The sequence below is a fragment of the Brevundimonas sp. SH203 genome, from assembly GCF_002157625.1.
Lineage (GTDB): Bacteria > Pseudomonadota > Alphaproteobacteria > Caulobacterales > Caulobacteraceae > Brevundimonas.
This window is the reverse complement of the sequence record NZ_BDMM01000002.1, coordinates 380,359-394,856: the sequence shown is the minus strand read 5'-3', so window position 1 is coordinate 394,856 and position 14,498 is coordinate 380,359. Positions and strand designations below refer to the sequence as shown.

17 protein-coding genes are annotated in these 14,498 nt (G+C 67.9%); 8 read left to right on the top strand and 9 right to left on the bottom strand.

What is annotated here, in order from left to right:
- Window positions 1-66: 66 nt before the first annotated feature.
- From SH203_RS05895 to SH203_RS05885, 3 genes are all read left to right on the top strand, one after another.
- A complete protein-coding gene (locus SH203_RS05895) occupies window positions 67-417 on the top strand; it encodes a hypothetical protein (RefSeq protein ID WP_087119922.1) in 351 nt (116 codons plus the stop codon).
- Window positions 418-508: 91 nt separating this feature from the next.
- Complete coding sequence (locus SH203_RS05890) at window positions 509-940, top strand: hypothetical protein (protein ID WP_087119921.1); 432 nt, start codon at window positions 509-511, stop codon at window positions 938-940.
- Window positions 941-991: 51 nt separating this feature from the next.
- Window positions 992-1,627, top strand: a complete 636-nt coding sequence (locus SH203_RS05885) for a helix-turn-helix transcriptional regulator (RefSeq protein WP_087119920.1) — start codon at window positions 992-994, stop codon at window positions 1,625-1,627.
- A 52-nt stretch (window positions 1,628-1,679) separates the two neighbouring features.
- On the opposite strand, the gene SH203_RS05880 is transcribed toward SH203_RS05885, so the two are convergent.
- From SH203_RS05880 to SH203_RS05865, 4 genes are all read right to left on the bottom strand, one after another.
- Window positions 1,680-2,153, bottom strand: coding sequence for an SH3 domain-containing protein (locus SH203_RS05880; protein ID WP_087119919.1), 474 nt, complete (start codon window positions 2,151-2,153; stop codon window positions 1,680-1,682).
- A gap of 117 nt (window positions 2,154-2,270) precedes the next feature.
- Window positions 2,271-3,950 carry a lysine--tRNA ligase gene (locus SH203_RS05875; RefSeq protein ID WP_087119918.1) on the bottom strand — a complete coding sequence of 560 codons (1,680 nt, stop codon included), beginning with the start codon at window positions 3,948-3,950 and terminating at the stop codon, window positions 2,271-2,273.
- A 53-nt stretch (window positions 3,951-4,003) separates the two neighbouring features.
- Window positions 4,004-4,348 (bottom strand): RidA family protein, encoded by a 345-nt coding sequence (locus tag SH203_RS05870; RefSeq protein ID WP_087119917.1) that lies wholly within the window; start codon window positions 4,346-4,348, stop codon window positions 4,004-4,006.
- An 89-nt stretch (window positions 4,349-4,437) separates the two neighbouring features.
- A complete protein-coding gene (locus SH203_RS05865) occupies window positions 4,438-4,887 on the bottom strand; it encodes an Lrp/AsnC family transcriptional regulator (RefSeq protein ID WP_087119916.1) in 450 nt (149 codons plus the stop codon).
- A gap of 135 nt (window positions 4,888-5,022) precedes the next feature.
- On the opposite strand from SH203_RS05865, the gene SH203_RS05860 reads away from it, so the two are divergent.
- Window positions 5,023-6,309 (top strand): D-amino acid dehydrogenase, encoded by a 1,287-nt coding sequence (locus tag SH203_RS05860; protein ID WP_087119915.1) that lies wholly within the window; start codon window positions 5,023-5,025, stop codon window positions 6,307-6,309.
- A gap of 289 nt (window positions 6,310-6,598) precedes the next feature.
- Window positions 6,599-7,684 (top strand): tRNA preQ1(34) S-adenosylmethionine ribosyltransferase-isomerase QueA, encoded by a 1,086-nt coding sequence (gene queA, locus SH203_RS05855; RefSeq protein ID WP_087119914.1) that lies wholly within the window; start codon window positions 6,599-6,601, stop codon window positions 7,682-7,684.
- 259 nt (window positions 7,685-7,943) lie between these two features.
- Here the strand turns inward: queA and pdxH are convergent, their stop codons facing one another.
- Complete coding sequence (pdxH, locus tag SH203_RS05850) at window positions 7,944-8,618, bottom strand: pyridoxamine 5'-phosphate oxidase (RefSeq protein ID WP_087119913.1); 675 nt, start codon at window positions 8,616-8,618, stop codon at window positions 7,944-7,946.
- Window positions 8,619-8,728: 110 nt separating this feature from the next.
- On the opposite strand from pdxH, the gene SH203_RS05845 reads away from it, so the two are divergent.
- Together SH203_RS05845 and aroC are read left to right on the top strand one after the other, a co-directional pair.
- Window positions 8,729-9,463 carry a DnaJ C-terminal domain-containing protein gene (locus tag SH203_RS05845; protein ID WP_087119912.1) on the top strand — a complete coding sequence of 245 codons (735 nt, stop codon included), beginning with the start codon at window positions 8,729-8,731 and terminating at the stop codon, window positions 9,461-9,463.
- 9 nt (window positions 9,464-9,472) lie between these two features.
- Complete coding sequence (gene aroC / locus SH203_RS05840; protein WP_087119911.1) at window positions 9,473-10,558, top strand: chorismate synthase; 1,086 nt, start codon at window positions 9,473-9,475, stop codon at window positions 10,556-10,558.
- A 1-nt stretch (window position 10,559) separates the two neighbouring features.
- Here aroC and SH203_RS15875 read toward each other — a convergent pair whose 3' ends face one another.
- On the bottom strand, window positions 10,560-10,691 hold the full coding sequence (locus tag SH203_RS15875; RefSeq protein WP_255376555.1) for a hypothetical protein: 132 nt from the start codon (window positions 10,689-10,691) through the stop codon (window positions 10,560-10,562).
- A gap of 99 nt (window positions 10,692-10,790) precedes the next feature.
- Between SH203_RS15875 and SH203_RS05835 the strand changes: the two genes are divergently transcribed.
- Window positions 10,791-11,132, top strand: a complete 342-nt coding sequence (locus SH203_RS05835) for a VOC family protein (RefSeq protein ID WP_087119910.1) — start codon at window positions 10,791-10,793, stop codon at window positions 11,130-11,132.
- 3 nt (window positions 11,133-11,135) lie between these two features.
- Here SH203_RS05835 and SH203_RS15490 read toward each other — a convergent pair whose 3' ends face one another.
- From SH203_RS15490 to thiE, 3 genes are all read right to left on the bottom strand, one after another.
- Window positions 11,136-11,951, bottom strand: coding sequence for a hypothetical protein (locus tag SH203_RS15490; RefSeq protein WP_159457540.1), 816 nt, complete (start codon window positions 11,949-11,951; stop codon window positions 11,136-11,138).
- 43 nt (window positions 11,952-11,994) lie between these two features.
- Window positions 11,995-13,683 (bottom strand): ATP-binding protein, encoded by a 1,689-nt coding sequence (locus tag SH203_RS05820; protein WP_087120186.1) that lies wholly within the window; start codon window positions 13,681-13,683, stop codon window positions 11,995-11,997.
- A 64-nt stretch (window positions 13,684-13,747) separates the two neighbouring features.
- The gene (gene thiE, locus SH203_RS05815) at window positions 13,748-14,401 is read right to left on the bottom strand and encodes a thiamine phosphate synthase (RefSeq protein ID WP_087119907.1); all 654 of its coding nucleotides are present in this window, start codon (window positions 14,399-14,401) and stop codon (window positions 13,748-13,750) included.
- Window positions 14,402-14,498: the final 97 nt, after the last annotated feature.

Below are 14,498 nucleotides of genomic sequence, written 5' to 3'. Positions count from 1 at the left end.
CCTCTACCAAACAGGGTTAAGGCGTGATAACCATAAGGTTCGCTGACCATTTCTTGAGGGGTTTTCATGGACCGGACTGAAGTCATCTCCAGCGTTGCTGGCGATCTGCACGCTACCGAACTCGCGATCGACGCCGCGATCACTCAGGCGACGACCCTCGTTCAATCCTTCATCGGCGCCCGCGCCGCCCTGTCCCTGTCGCCGGTGAGCGGCACGGTGTCTCAGGCCAAGGCCATGGAAACGATCGCCGCCCTGTCGGCCGCTCGCGAGTCCATCGTCGCCTGCCACGCCGAACTGCAAAAGGATCACCGTCGCCTCGGCTACGGCACCTACGCCGCCGGCCCGGTCGCCAAGCCCGACGACTGGCTGGACCCGAAGTCCGCCCTGACGCCGACCCACCTTCACCGCGTGGCGTGAATTCTTGGTAAGCTTGGCTTACCGAGATTTCAGTTTCATCTGACTTCGGTCATTATCGCCCCCGTGCATTTCTGCACGGGGGCGATTTGCCATGCTTAACATCGCCTATGCGATCGTCGGTGCAGTCTTCATGCTCGGCATGGCGGTGTTCGCCTTCCTTAAAGGCGGGTCGGCCGAACGATTAGGCGCGGGAGCCTATCTTTTCGCCTGGTTCGCGACCATCATCATGCAAGAGGGCAGCGGTTTTCGCGGCGTGCCCATCGGCGTGTTCCTGATCGACCTTGCATTGCTGTTTGTGTTTGTCGGGCTTTCCTGGCGATACCGCCAGTCATGGCCGGTATGGGCCAGCGGGCTACAGCTGATCGCCGTGATGTCGCACATCATGATCCTGACCGGGCAACCCGTCATGGTCGGTTCGCTCTACACCATCATGAATTTCACGGGCTATCTGATCATCCTCTGTCTGATTTTCGGCACCTTCTTCGCTTGGCAAGAGCGACGAGCGGCGGAAATGAATAGGTAGAAATTCCTACACTGACCGCCTATCCTGCGGCGAATCAGTCGTCGGGACACCATGCCGCTGTCGCACGCCAAGCTTTGGAAAGCCGTCGATAATCTGGCGCGGCGAGAGGGTCTGACGCCGTCGGGTCTGGCCCGACGCGCGGGACTGGACGCCACCAGCTTCAACCCGTCCAAACGCTTCGGCGCCGGCGATCCGCCACGGCCGCGCTGGCCCTCGACCGAGAGCATGACGCTGATCCTGCAGGCGACGGGGATTTCGCTGGCGGATTTCGCAGCCCTGGCCGAGGACGCGCCGGAGCGGCCGGCGACGGTTCCGTTGCTGGGGCTGGCCAAGGCGGGCGACGACGGCTTTTTCGACGACGCCGGCCTGCCCACCGGGGATGGGTGGGATCAGACCGAACTGCCGCGCGCCAAGGACACCCTGTTCAGCCTGACCATCGAGGGGGATTCGATGTCGCCGCTCTATCGGCAGGGCGACAGGGTTCTGGTGGATCAGGAAGAAACGCGGGTGCGACGTGGCGACCGCGTCGTCGTGCGGCTGATGACCGGCGAAACCATCGCCAAGGAGGTGGCGGGTCTGACCAGCCGGGCCGTCACCCTGTCGTCCATCAACCCGGACTATCCGCCGCGGATCGTGGCGCGACGCGACATCGAATGGATGGCCCGCATCCTGTGGGTCAGCCAGTAGAAAGGCCCCGCGCGGCGAGCCGGCGGGGCCTTGGTTTTCAGCCTGATGCGTCTCAGTTGGCCGTGACGTAGTGGGCGTTCACCCAACCGCCGCCGGCGATCTGGACCCACTCACCCTGCGAGCCGATCGCGGTGAACGGCTGGCCAGCCGACAGGGTGCCGGCGGTGCGATAGTGGGTGCCGGGGCCGCTGCGAATGCGCAGGTTGGACGACGCGCGGTACTGGCCGCTTTGCGACACCGAGGCGGCGCGAGCGCGCTGCTGGTTGCAGCCGATATACGAACCCGCCGCCGCGCCGGCGCCGGCGCCGACGATGGTGCCGGCTGTGCGCTCGTTACGGGCCAGGTTCGACCCGACCACGCCGCCGACGACAGCGCCGATCAGGGCGCCGGCGCGTTGGCGACCACCGGGAGCGTCGCAGTTGGTGACGCCGTTGGCCTGGGCCTGAGCGGCCATCGGGGCGGCCGTAACCATTGCGGCCAGAGCCGCAGCGGTGGCCAGACCCGTCTTGAAAATCTTGTTCGACATAACTCTTCTCCTGTCAGCGCGTTTGCCGATGACGGGAGAATGCACGGACGAACCTGAAGGCTCCCGGAGCTTCGCCGTTATTTTCCGTTCATCTTCGTCGCGCCCGCCGCGAGGAGATCAGCCAGCCAGTTCTCCATTCGCGCCCGCCTCGATCAGGGCGATCGTCTGCGGCAGGCCGTAGATGGCGGCGAAGGAGCCGAAGCGCGGCCCCTGCGAAGCGCCCAGCAGCACCTCGTACAGCGCCCCGAACCAGGCGCGCAGCGGTTCGAAGGCGTGATCCTTGCCCACCGCATAGACCTCGTTCTGGATCAGTTCGCCGTCGGTCGTGTCGGCCGGCAGGGCCTTCAGCCGCGCCGCCAGATCCAGCAGGGCCGCCTTTTCCTTGTCGTCCGGCAGGCGGTACGACTTGGAGGGCTTCACGAAGTCCTCGTAATAGTTCAGCGCATGGTCCATCAGCCGGTCCAGCAGCGGCTGGTTCTCGGGCGTCGCCTCCGGCAGATATCTGGCGAAATAGGCCCACAGTTGCGCCTTGTCGGACGCATTGGCCACGCCCACCAGGTTCAGCAGCAGGGCGAACGACACAGGCGAGGTGTGGGTCGGCGGATCGCCCGCATGGATCGACCAGACGGCGTTGTCGATCCGCTTGGCCGGCTCCTGCGTCTTATAGGCCTCGATGAAGGCCAGATAGTCGTCGATGGCGCGCGGAATGACGTTGAAGTGCAGGCTCTTGGCCGACTTCGGCGACTGGAACATATACCACGACAGACTCTCGGGCGTGCCGTAGCGCAGCCACTCGTCCATCGTCAGGCCGTTGCCCTTGGACTTCGAGATCTTCTTGCCTTCGATGTCCAGGAACAATTCGTAGTTGAAGCCTTCCGGCGGCGTGCCGCCCAGGGCGCGGCAGACCTTGGAGCTTTCGCGCACGCTCTCGATCAGGTCCTTGCCCGACATTTCGTAATCGACGTCCAGTGCGGTCCAGCGCATGGCCCAGTCGGGCTTCCATTGCAGCTTCACATGGCCGCCGGTGACCGGAACCTCGGTGCGGTTGCCCGGTTCGCCCGCGGGGTCTTCGAAGGTGATGGTCCCCTTCTCGACGTTTCGGTCCAGCGTCGGGACCTGCAGCACATGGCCGGTGATGGGGCTGATCGGCAGGAAGGGCGAATAGGTCGCCCGCCGCTCCTCGCCCAGCGTCGGCAGCATGATCGCCTGCACCGCGTCGAACCGTTCCAGCAGGGTCAGCAGTGTCTCATCGAACCGCCCGGACCTGTAGGTCTCGGTCGAGGACATGAACTCGTAGTCGAAGCCGAACGAGTCCAGGAACGCCTGCAGGCGGGCATTGTTGTGCGCCCCGAAACTGTCGTGGGTGCCGAACGGGTCGCGCACGCGGGTCAACGACAGGTGCAGGTCTTCGCGCAGCATCTCCGGGTTCGGGATGCCTTCCGGCACCTTACGCAGGCCGTCCATGTCGTCGCTGAAGGCGATCAGGCGCGTCTTCCAGTGATCGCCGGTCAGGGCGCGGAAGGCGTTGCGCACCATGGTCGTGCGCGCGACCTCGCCGAAGGTGCCCATGTGCGGCAGGCCGGATGGGCCGTAACCCGTCTCCAGGATCACCGGGCGGCGCAGGGTCTCGAACTTCGCCAGCGCCTCGTCGGCCTTGCCCGCGTCGATCAGGGACTTGGCCTCGGCGCGGTCGGCCTCGGCCAGCCGCTTCTTCAGCACATGGGCCAGAAGATTGCGGGCTTGCTCAAACGGCCAGGACTTGGCCTCGCGGGCGAGGGTTTCGAGGTTCTGCAACATGGGCGGCGGTTTGCAGTCTGCATTCCGCCCGGTCAACCGCTTAGCCGCCGCGATCAGGCCTTGGCGGCGATTACGATGACCTCGACCTTGTAATCGGGCGAGGCGAGCCGGCTTTCGCCCGTGGCGCGGGCGGGCGGATTGGCGGTGTCGACCCAGGCGTCCCAGACGCTGTTCATCGCGTCGAAGTCGGCGATGTCGGCCAGCCAGATCTGAGCCATCAGGATTTTGGACTTGTCGCTGCCCGCCTGGGCCAGAAGGGTGTCGACCTCGGCCAGCGCCGTCCGGGTCTGGGCGATCACGTCATCGCCCGGCTCGCCGACCTGGCCCGCCAGATAGACGGTGTCGCCGTGGATGACGGCTTCGCTCATGCGGGCGCCGGGCTGGATGCGGGTGATCATGGAAAGCCTCCTGTCAGATAGTTTCGGCACCTATCGGCATGAACCGCAGCGTGTCGAGGCCTGTCGCCTCTCCCCTCCATGATCCCACCCTACCCGCGCGCCGCCAGCACGTTGCGGATGGCCAGGCTGGAGTGGATGCGCGACACGCCCGGCAGGCGCGACAGCACGTCCTTGTGGATCACCTCATAGGCGGCGATGTCGGGCGCCACGGCCCGCACGATATAGTCCGCCTCGCCCGCCATCAGATAGCAGTCGCGGATCTCCGGGTGGTTCCTGACCGCCGCCTCGAACCGGCGCATATGGTCGTCGGTCTGCTTCTCCAGCGTGATCTCGACATAGGCCACGACACCGTCGTCGGCGTCGTTGGCCAGGACGGCGGCGTAGCCCCGGATCACGCCCCGCTCCTCCAGCCGCCGCACCCGCCGCAGGCAGGCCGAGGGCGACAGGCCCACCGCAGAGGCCAGGTCCGCATTGCTGATCCGCCCCTCGGCGCGAAGCCGTTGCAGGATGCGTTGATCGACGGGATCGAACAGGGTCACAACTTTCCACCACAAGGCCGTAGATAATTGCGTTCATTCTCTAACAGCCGCCGATCATTGCGCAAACAGGCAGGATCATCGACCAATGCAGAGGTAGCTTCAGGCCAATAAGACCAATTGGCTGGGAAACGTGACATGCGGGTTTTGGTGCTGGGTTCGGGCGTCATCGGCGTCACCACCGCCTGGTATCTGAACCAGGCGGGACACGAGGTGGTGGTGGTCGATCGCCAGTCGGGCCCGGCGCTGGAAACCAGCTTCGCCAACGCGGGCCAGGTCTCGCCCGGCTATTCCGCGCCGTGGGCCGCGCCCTCGATCCCGGTCAAGGCGATGAAGTGGCTGCTGATGCGCCATGCGCCGCTGATCCTGCGTCCCCGGCTAGACAGGGCCATGGTGCGCTGGACCATGGCCATGCTGAGGAACTGCACCCATGACCGCTATGCGCTGAACAAGAGCCGGATGGTGCGTCTGGCGGAATACAGTCGCGACCAGCTGGACCTGCTGCGCCGCGAGACGGGCATCGCCTATGACGGCCGCCAGCAGGGTACGCTGCAGCTGTTCCGCACCGAGAAGCAGCTGGCCGACGTGCATAAGGACGTGGACGTGCTGAAGGCCGCCGGGGTGCCGTGCGCGGTGCTGGACCGCGCCGGATGCATCGCCGCCGAGCCCGGACTGGCCGCTTCCGACGTGGATTTCGTCGGGGGGCTGCGTCTGCCGCACGACGAGACGGGCGACTGTTTCCTGTTCACCAACGCCCTGGCGAAACTGGCGGCGGAGCGGGGCGTGGTCTTCCACCACGACACCGACATCCGCTCGATCACGACCCAGGACGGGCGCGCGACCGGCGCCGTGACCAGCAAGGGCGTCATGACCGCCGACGCCGTGGTGCTGGCCCTGGGGTCCTATTCGCCCATGATGGCCCGGCCGCTGGGTCTGGACCTGCCCGTCTATCCGGTGAAGGGCTATTCGATCACGGCCCGCATCCTGGACGCGGAACGCGCGCCGGTCTCGACCGTGATGGACGAGAGCTACAAGGTGGCCATCACCCGCCTGGGCGACCGCATCCGGGTCGGCGGCATGGCCGAGCTGTCGGGCTACAACAACACCCTGCCCGCCCTGCGTCGCGAAACCCTGACCCATTCGGTCGGCAGCCTGTTCCCCGGCGGCGGCGATCTGGCGGGGGCCAGCTACTGGTCCGGGCTGCGGCCCATGACGCCGGACGGCACGCCCGTCATCGGCGCCACCAAGGTCGCCGGCCTTTATCTGAACACCGGCCACGGCACCCTGGGCTGGACCATGTCCTGCGGCTCGGCCCGCGTCCTGGCGGACATGATCGACGGCCGAGCGCCCGAGATCGACACGCACGACCTGTCCCTGAACCGCTACGGCGCCTGGGCGGGGGCGTTCGCGCCGGGGTTCAACTGACGCCGGACGCGGACTGGCGATTTTTATCGTCTGAACCGTCTGAATAGTCTGAAATCGGGCGATTACGACATCGGGCGCCCGAGGCGAATTTTTCGTCTGAACCGTCTGAATCGTCTGAACTCACGCTGTCAAAGATCGACGCGCATCCTAACCCACCGCCGGGGTGCGATAGGTCAAAAGCCGTTCGGCGGTTAAAACCCCTTGGAAATCAAACACCGATACGACGCCAATGCGCTGCCAAGAGGGCTCGACGTGGCGCGGGGCGGCGGACGCCCCTATAGAGCGGCCCATGAAGACCGCCGATTTCGATTTCGACCTGCCCGAGGACCGCATCGCCCTGCGTCCGGCCGATCCCCGCGATTCCGCCCGGCTGCTGGTGGTCAGGGGCGGCGCGCTGGAGGATCGGGTCATTCGCGATCTGCCGGACTTCCTGCAAGCCGGCGACGCGCTGGTGTTCAACGATACGCGGGTGATCCCGGCGCGGCTGTCGGGCGTGCGACAGCGTGTCGGGCCCGAGGGCGAAATCCTGACGGTCGAGGTCGAGGCGACGCTGCACCACCGCGACGCGCCAAACGTCTGGTCCGCCTTCATGAAGCCGGGCAAGCGGATCAAGCCGGGCGACCGGATTCGTTTTGGAAATGAAAGCGACGCCGCGTGCGATCTGGGCCGTCTGGACGCGACCGTCCTGGCCAAGGGCGACGACGGCCTGATCACCTTGAGGTTCGACCTGTCCGGGCCGGCGCTGGACGATGCGATCCGCGATGTCGGGGTCATGCCCCTGCCGCCCTATATCGCCGCCAAACGGCCCGAGGACGACCGCGACCGTTCCGACTACCAGACCGTCTTCGCCGAACATGACGGATCGGTCGCGGCGCCGACGGCGGGCCTGCATTTCACCCCCGCCTTGCTGGAGGCCATCCGGTTGCGCGGCGTCTCGACCCACGCCGTGACCCTGCACGTCGGGGCGGGCACCTTCCTGCCGGTCAAGGTCGACGATCTGGCCGACCACAGGATGCACAGCGAATGGGGCGAGGTGTCGCCCGAAACCGCCGCCGCCCTGAACGCCGTCCATGCGAAGGGGGGCCGCATCGTCTGCGTCGGCACCACCTCCCTGCGCCTGCTGGAAAGCGCCACGGCCGAGGATGGAAAGATCAAGCCCTTCCACGGCGACACGGCCATCTTCATCACGCCCGGCTATCGGTTCCGGGCGGTCGATGTGCTGATGACCAACTTCCACCTGCCGAAATCGACGCTGTTCATGCTGGTCAGCGCCTTTGCCGGTCAGGCGACGATGAAGGCGGCCTACGCCCATGCGGTGGCCGAGGGTTATCGCTTCTATTCCTATGGCGACGGGTCGCTGCTGTTCCGCGCCTAGAGTCGTCGGCGTTGGCCTGGAAGGGGTTCATCACAACGGGCACGGCGAGGTCACGGCGAACACGACGAGACCGAACGCGCGTCGGCGTCCCGCAACGCCATGTCCATACCGTCGATCAATCTGCGGCTTCGCCGCCGCAGGCATCAAGACGTTCCGAAGCGGGCACGGCGCCGTCGTGTTCGCCGTGACCTCGCCGTGCGCGTTGTGATGAACCTTATTCTGCGAGCCCAGCTCGGTCGCCGAAGACTCTGAACGAGCGTCAGGGCCAGAGGCGCTGCGTCTTCCAGGTCTCGCCATCGCGCTCGAACAGAAGCCGGTCATGCAGGCGGAACGGCCGGTCGCGCCAGAACTCGACCGATCGCGGCACGATGCGCCAGCCGGTCCAGCGTTCGGGGCGCGGCACGTCCTGGCCGTCGAAGCGCGCGGTCTCGCGACCCACGGCCTCTTCCAAAGCCGCGCGATCCGACAGCGGGCGCGACTGGTCCGAGGCCCAGGCGCCGATCCGGCTTTCGCGCGCGCGGCTGGCGAAATAGGCGTCCGCCTCGGCCGCCGTCACCGGCTCGACCGCGCCGCGCACCCGCACCTGACGACGCAGGGTCTTCCAGTGGAAGGTCAGGGCGGCGGCGGGATGGGCCGCCAGTTCGACGCCCTTGGCGCTCTCGCCGTTGGAATAGAAGGTGAAGCCGCGCGCATCCACGTCCTTCAGCAACACGATCCGCGCGTCCGGCAGGCCGTCCGCATCGACGGTGGACAGGGTCATGGCGTTGGCGTCATTCGGCTCGTGCGCCCGCGCATCGGTCAGCCATTCGACGAAAAGGCCGATGGGCTCGGCGCGCTGGAACAGGCTCTCGTCGCCATTGGCGGCCAGGGCGGCGACGTAGTCGCGGGCGTATTCCTCACGCGACGGGCTGGGCGGGATCACGGATGCGGTCATGGGGCCGGTTTAGCCGCTGGGGTCGGCCGTGCAAATGATCGAGGTCAAAGCGGCGCCGATTCGATCACGGTTAACCGCCCATTGACCCTGATCGGCGAACGGTTGGGGTCATGAGCGCCCATCGTTCTTCAGCCGAGGTTTCCGGCGTCCGCGAGGCCCTGGCCGTGCTGGGCGTGGCGACCGATGTCGATGCGCCGACGCTGAAGGCCGCCTTCCGCGCGGCGGTGAAGGCGGCGCGGCCGGACCAGGCGGGCGGCGACGCCGAACGGTTCCGGCGGGTGATCGCGGCCTATCGCCTGATCCAGGCGCACCAGCCCGGGCGCCCCGCCCTGGCCGCGCCGCGCCTTCGCCCCGCGCCCGCGCCGGTCCTGGCCCTGTCGCCTATGCAGGCGCTGGCGGGCGGCAAGGTGGAGGTCAGGCTGGGCGCCCGCACCGTTCGCGTCACGGCGCCGAAGGGCCTGAGGACCGGCGACCATCTGCGGCTGCGACAGGGGGCGGCGGACGGCGGCGATCTTTATCTGTCGGTGCTGATCCGGCCCGAGGACGGCCTGTCGGCCATGGGCGACGACCTGTTCATGTCCTGGCCGGTCGAGCGCCGCCTGATGGCCGACGGCGGGCGGGTGGAGATCGAGACCCACGCCGGAACCCGCTCGGCCTGGATCACGGCGGACAGGGCGGCGCCCGTTCGCGTGCGGCTGAAGGGTCTGGGCCTGCCCGCGCGCGGATCGCGGGCGGCGGGGCATCTGTTCGTCACCCTGACGCCGTCGTCGGACACGCCGTCGGCGGCCGAAGACCTGCTGGTCCGGTTCACGCGGGTCTGGACGCAGGAACGTCTGGCGGCCTAAGTCGGGGCCATGTCGCACAACACCTTCGGCCATCTGTTTCGCGTGACCACCTGGGGCGAGAGCCACGGCCCGGCCATCGGCTGCGTCGTCGACGGCTGCCCGCCCCTGCTGCCCCTGACCGAGGCCGACATCCAGCCGTGGCTGGATCAGAGGAAGCCGGGCGTTAGCCGCTTCGTGACCCAGCGCAAGGAAAGCGACACCGCGCGCATCCTGTCGGGCGTGTTCGACGACGGCGCGGGCCCCGTCACCACCGGCACGCCGATCTCGATCATGATCGAGAACGAGGACCAGCGGTCCAAGGACTATGGCGAGATCGCCCGCGCCTATCGGCCCGGCCACGCCGACTATGCCTATCAGACCAAATACGGGGTGCGCGACCATCGCGGCGGCGGCCGATCCTCGGCGCGGGAGACGGCCAGCCGCGTGGCGGCCGGCGCCGTGGCGCGTCGGGTGCTGGGCGACAGCGTGAAGATCCGCGCCGGGGTGGTGCAGATCGGGCCGCACCGGATCGCGCCCGACCGGATCGACTTCGACGCCGTTCACGGCAATCCGCTGTTCGCCGCCTCGGCCGAGGTCGTGGCGGACTGGGAGGTCTATCTGGACGGCGTGCGAAAGGCCGGGTCGTCGGTCGGCGCCATCGTGGCGCTGGAGGTCACGGGCGTTCCGGCCGGATGGGGGGCGCCGATCTATGGCAAACTGGATTCGGAACTGGCCGCCGCCCTGATGTCGATCAACGCCGCCAAGGGGGTGGAGATCGGCGCGGGCTTCGACGCCGCCGAGCTGACCGGCGAGGAGAACGCCGACGAGATGCGCCTGGACCCGAACAACCGGCCGGTCTTCCTGTCGAACAAGGCCGGGGGCGTGCTGGGCGGGATTTCGACGGGTCAGCCGGTGACGGCGCGGGTGGCGTTCAAGCCGACGTCCTCGATCCTGACGCTGCGCCAGACCATCACCCGCGACGGCGAGGAAACCGATCTGCGGACCAAGGGCCGCCACGACCCCTGCGTCGCCCTGCGCGCCGTGCCGGTGGTCGAGGCGATGGCGGCCTGCGTCCTGGCCGATGCTTTCCTGAGACACCGCGCCCAGGTCGGATAGGTCATCGTCGCCGCGCGACCGCAGCGGGTTGAACCGGGGCGGCGGCGGGAACCGGCCGAACGACCGGCGGCGGACGTTCCTCGCGCTGCATCAGGGCGACCAGGCCCGCCAATCCCGTGGTCATCACGATCACCGCTCGACTCCTGCAACTGCGAACCGTTTGCAGGTTTGCGCAAGTCAGGCCGCCGTGCAAGAGGCTGTGGTCGGTGGCTTGAACAGCAGGAGATCAACCGTGCGTGAAGACGGAAAACTCGACTATCTGGAACTGCCGGCCGCCGATCTGCCGGAAACCAAGGCCTTCTACAGCCAGGCGTTCGGCTGGACCTTCGTGGACTATGGCCCGACCTACGCCGCCTTCGACCAAGGGCTGGACGGCGGTTTCGACGCCGATCCGGCCGACCGCACGACGGCGCCCCTGCCCGTGCTGTACGCCCACGACTTGCAGGCCATGCTGAGCCGGGTCGAGGCGGCGGGCGGGCGAATCGTCAAGCCGATCTACGCCTTTCCCGGCGGTCGGCGCTTCCACTTCGTCGATCCGGCGGGGACGGAGATGGCGGTCTGGTCCGAGACCTGACCCCTATCGCGGATCGACCGACTGGCCGATTCGTTCGGCCAGATCGCGGTCCGCGCCGACGACGCTGGCGATCCAGACGTGGATTTCCTTCGGGCTAGCGTCGCGCTGGAACAGATGCTCCATCGCCAGACGCCGGCCGCCTTCGTTCACGACGATGGAGGTGCGGCCGCCCGTGCGGACCATGTCGCCGTCATAGATGGGAAATTGCGAGGACGGCCCGGCGTAGATCATGGCCAGGGTCAGGTCGCCGCGTTGGATGCGATAGATGGCCGCGTCCGCGCCCGCCCGCGCCGGAACCATCACCACGCCGGCCGGAAGCTCGATACGGAACGGCAGGGCGGCAATCCCCGCCGCATCCAGAGCGGCGGCGGGCGGCGTTGGGGCGGGCGCCGGCGTTGATGTCGGGGCCGGGGCCGGGGCCTGGGCTTGGATCGTCGGCGCGGGCGCGCTCGGCTGCGTCGTCGCGGGTCGGGTGGCGGGTGCGGAGCGCGCGGGGCTTGTCGTCTGGGGCGCAGGGGTCTGAGCGCGGGTCGGCGCAGACGTCGTGGCGCGCGGGGCCTGTGCGGGCGTCGCGGCGGGCGCAGACGGGGTTGCGCGCGGAGCCGGCGCGGGCGCAGCGGCAGGCGTGGAGGTCGTGGCGCGAGGAGACGGCGCGGGCGTCGCGGCCGGCGCGGTCGATGGCGTCGTCGTGCGCGGCGACGCCGAGGCGGCGGAGGGCGGCGCGCTGTTCAGATCGCGCGTCAGGTCGCTGGAGGTGCGGGGCGGCGACGCGGCCTGACCTGAAAGAGCGACGGCGGCGGCGAGGGCGATCAGGGTCATGGCCGGACCATCGCCCGGCGAGGCCGGGTTCGCAAGCGCCGCCTCACGCCTTGGGAATCTGGACCCAGAAGGTCGCGCCCTCGCCCGGCGCCGAGATCACGCCGATGGAGCCGCCCTGCAGTTCGACCAGTCGCTTGGCCAGCGCCAGACCGACGCCATGCCCCTCGATGGTCGAGCGCTCCAACCCCAGACGGTTGAAGGGTTCGAACAGCTGGGCCTGTTTCTGCGGCGACAGGCCGGGGCCGAAGTCCGTGACCTCGATCCGCACGCAATCCTCGGCGCGCGACGCCCGCAGGATGATGCATCCGCCCGATGCGCCGTATTTCAGCGCATTGATCGTCAGATTGGTCACGACCTGGGTCAGGCGCTGCGAATCCGCCACGGCGACCAGGCCGTCGCCCTCATAGACGACGTCGATCGACACCTGGCCGTCAGCCTCCGCGCGCAACAGACAGATGCGCCTGACATCCTCCAGCAGGCCGGGAATGTCGGTGGGCCGCAGGTCGACGCGCACGGCGCCCGATTCCGCCCGCGCCACGTCCAGCAGGTCGTGCGCCAGGGCCTCGACCTGGCGAGCGGTGGAGACCAGCATGTCGGACATCTCGGCCTGTTGCGGCGTGACCGGGCCCAACTGGCCCTGACGCCACAGGTCGCCGATGCCGATGATGCCGGCGACCGGACTTTTGATCTCGTGGGCGACGTTGGCCAGCAGGCGCGACTTGGCCTCGGACGCCTTTTCCGCCCGCTCGCGGCCGATACGCGCGCGCTCGGCCAGCACGTCGCGCTCCTCCAACAGGGAGGCGACCAGCAGGATCGGCATATAGCCGATCAGGACCAGCATCTGGGCCATCATGACCTGATCGGCCCGCTCGCCTTGCATATAGGGCCCATGTCCCATCATGGCGCCGCCGACGGAAAGCAGGGCCACCAGGACCAGGGCGAAGGCCGTGCCCGTAACGCCCAGCCGCACGGCGATGGCCATGAGAACCGGCAACAGCAGGAAACCCGCCTTCACCGCCCCGCTGAAGCTGGCGTAATAGAAGCCCAGAACACAGGCCAGCAGCACCGCCGCCTCGATCATCTTCGCCGGTCGCGTCAGCCGCGCCACGCTGGCCCGCGTCAGCGACAGCCCCATGGCCGCAAGGACGGCGATGCCCAGCGCATGACCGAACCACCAGGTCTGAAACCCTTTCCAGACGTGGGGTTCGCCCATCTGAATCTGGACCAGCACGCTACAGAGGGCCGCGGGAATGGGCGCCAGCACCGCCGCGAAGAACAGGAAGCCGGCCGCGCCGTTCAGGCTGGACAGGTTCAGGGTCAGGGCGAACCGCCGCGCCAGAAGGACCGCGCCGATGATCTCCATCATGCTGATCGCGGCGAAGGCCAGCGCCAGCAGAGGTTTGTTGCCGGCGATGATCTCGCCGATCAGAATGCTGACCATCAAGACGCCAGCGAAGGTCAGATCGTTGGCGCGTCCCCGGCTGGTGCGCAGCCAGACGGCGATGGCCAGGCCGCTGGCGCCCCACAGCCCCACGACCAGACCAGCGGATCGGCCATAGGCGACGGCCGTCGCGACCAGGATGGCCACCGCGACGCCGGTGAGGACCGGCGCCAGCGGCTGAAAGCCCTCAGGGCCGCTGCGGCGATCCGTAGAAGACCGGCCAGCCTTCGGCGTCGCCGTCGTGGAAGAGGCGGGAGGGACGTCGCTGTTGAGCGCGCGGCTCATCATCATGAAAGCGTCCTGACCGAATAGCGTCAGCCGCAAATGACCACAGGGTTCCTAACATCCCTTAAAGTTAGAAGTTCAACTTTTGATTGAATAGCTTAACCGCTTCGGCTGCACCGCCGTCGTAACTCCAGATTCCGGCGCTGACGGCGATGAAATCCGCGCCCGCGCGGGCCACGATCTCGGCCGTCTCGACCGTGATGCCGCCGATGGCGACGCAGGGAGTCTCCACCGTTTCCTGCCAGACGGTCAGAAGCTCCAGCGGCGGGGTGTGGACCGTCGCCTTGGTCGTGGTCGGATAGAAGGCGCCGAAGGCGACGTAGTCGGCGCCCGCCTCGGCCGCGTCCCACGCCAGATCGCGGTCGTCATGGCAGGTGACGCCGATCATCGCGTCCGGCCCCATGATCCGACGCGCCTCGGCCAGGGAGCCGTCCTGCTGACCGATATGGACGCCGTCGCAGCCGGTCGCGCGGGCCAGATCGGGCCGGTCGTTCAGGATTACCGCCACATCGTGTCGGCGCGCGACGGGGGCCAGCACCGCCACCACCTGGCGGATCACCGCCTCCTCCGCCGGTTTCAGCCGGATCTGCAACGCCGCCACGTCGCCGGCCGACAGCGCCTGATCCAGGATTTCAGCGAAGGCGTCCAGGTCGGGGATGGCCGGCGGCGTGATCAGATACAGCCGGCACGGCGGGCGGTCGGGGACGGAGGGTGTCTTGGCCATGGCTGTCCTTCCCTCCCCTGCGGCGTCGCGTCAACGGTCCAGGCCGCGCCAGGCCGTGCGAACGACTTGCAATCGCCATGAGGGATGCTATAGCGAA

What these genes read in the sequence shown, in the direction of transcription:
- aroC (WP_087119911.1), top strand. Translation starts at nt 9,473, where the DNA reads ATGTCGCACAACACCTTCGGCCATCTGTTTCGCGTGACCACCTGGGGC.
- SH203_RS05875 (WP_087119918.1), bottom strand. Translation starts at nt 3,950, where the DNA reads ATGTTGCAGAACCTCGAAACCCTCGCCCGCGAGGCCAAGTCCTGGCCG.
- SH203_RS05880 (WP_087119919.1), bottom strand. Translation starts at nt 2,153, where the DNA reads ATGTCGAACAAGATTTTCAAGACGGGTCTGGCCACCGCTGCGGCTCTG.
- SH203_RS05890 (WP_087119921.1), top strand. Translation starts at nt 509, where the DNA reads ATGCTTAACATCGCCTATGCGATCGTCGGTGCAGTCTTCATGCTCGGC.
- SH203_RS05870 (WP_087119917.1), bottom strand. Translation starts at nt 4,348, where the DNA reads ATGATCACCCGCATCCAGCCCGGCGCCCGCATGAGCGAAGCCGTCATC.
- SH203_RS05895 (WP_087119922.1), top strand. Translation starts at nt 67, where the DNA reads ATGGACCGGACTGAAGTCATCTCCAGCGTTGCTGGCGATCTGCACGCT.
- SH203_RS05820 (WP_087120186.1), bottom strand. Translation starts at nt 13,683, where the DNA reads ATGATGATGAGCCGCGCGCTCAACAGCGACGTCCCTCCCGCCTCTTCC.
- queA (WP_087119914.1), top strand. Translation starts at nt 6,599, where the DNA reads ATGAAGACCGCCGATTTCGATTTCGACCTGCCCGAGGACCGCATCGCC.
- SH203_RS05885 (WP_087119920.1), top strand. Translation starts at nt 992, where the DNA reads ATGCCGCTGTCGCACGCCAAGCTTTGGAAAGCCGTCGATAATCTGGCG.
- SH203_RS05845 (WP_087119912.1), top strand. Translation starts at nt 8,729, where the DNA reads ATGAGCGCCCATCGTTCTTCAGCCGAGGTTTCCGGCGTCCGCGAGGCC.
- pdxH (WP_087119913.1), bottom strand. Translation starts at nt 8,618, where the DNA reads ATGACCGCATCCGTGATCCCGCCCAGCCCGTCGCGTGAGGAATACGCC.
- thiE (WP_087119907.1), bottom strand. Translation starts at nt 14,401, where the DNA reads ATGGCCAAGACACCCTCCGTCCCCGACCGCCCGCCGTGCCGGCTGTAT.
- SH203_RS15490 (WP_159457540.1), bottom strand. Translation starts at nt 11,951, where the DNA reads ATGACCCTGATCGCCCTCGCCGCCGCCGTCGCTCTTTCAGGTCAGGCC.
- SH203_RS05860 (WP_087119915.1), top strand. Translation starts at nt 5,023, where the DNA reads ATGCGGGTTTTGGTGCTGGGTTCGGGCGTCATCGGCGTCACCACCGCC.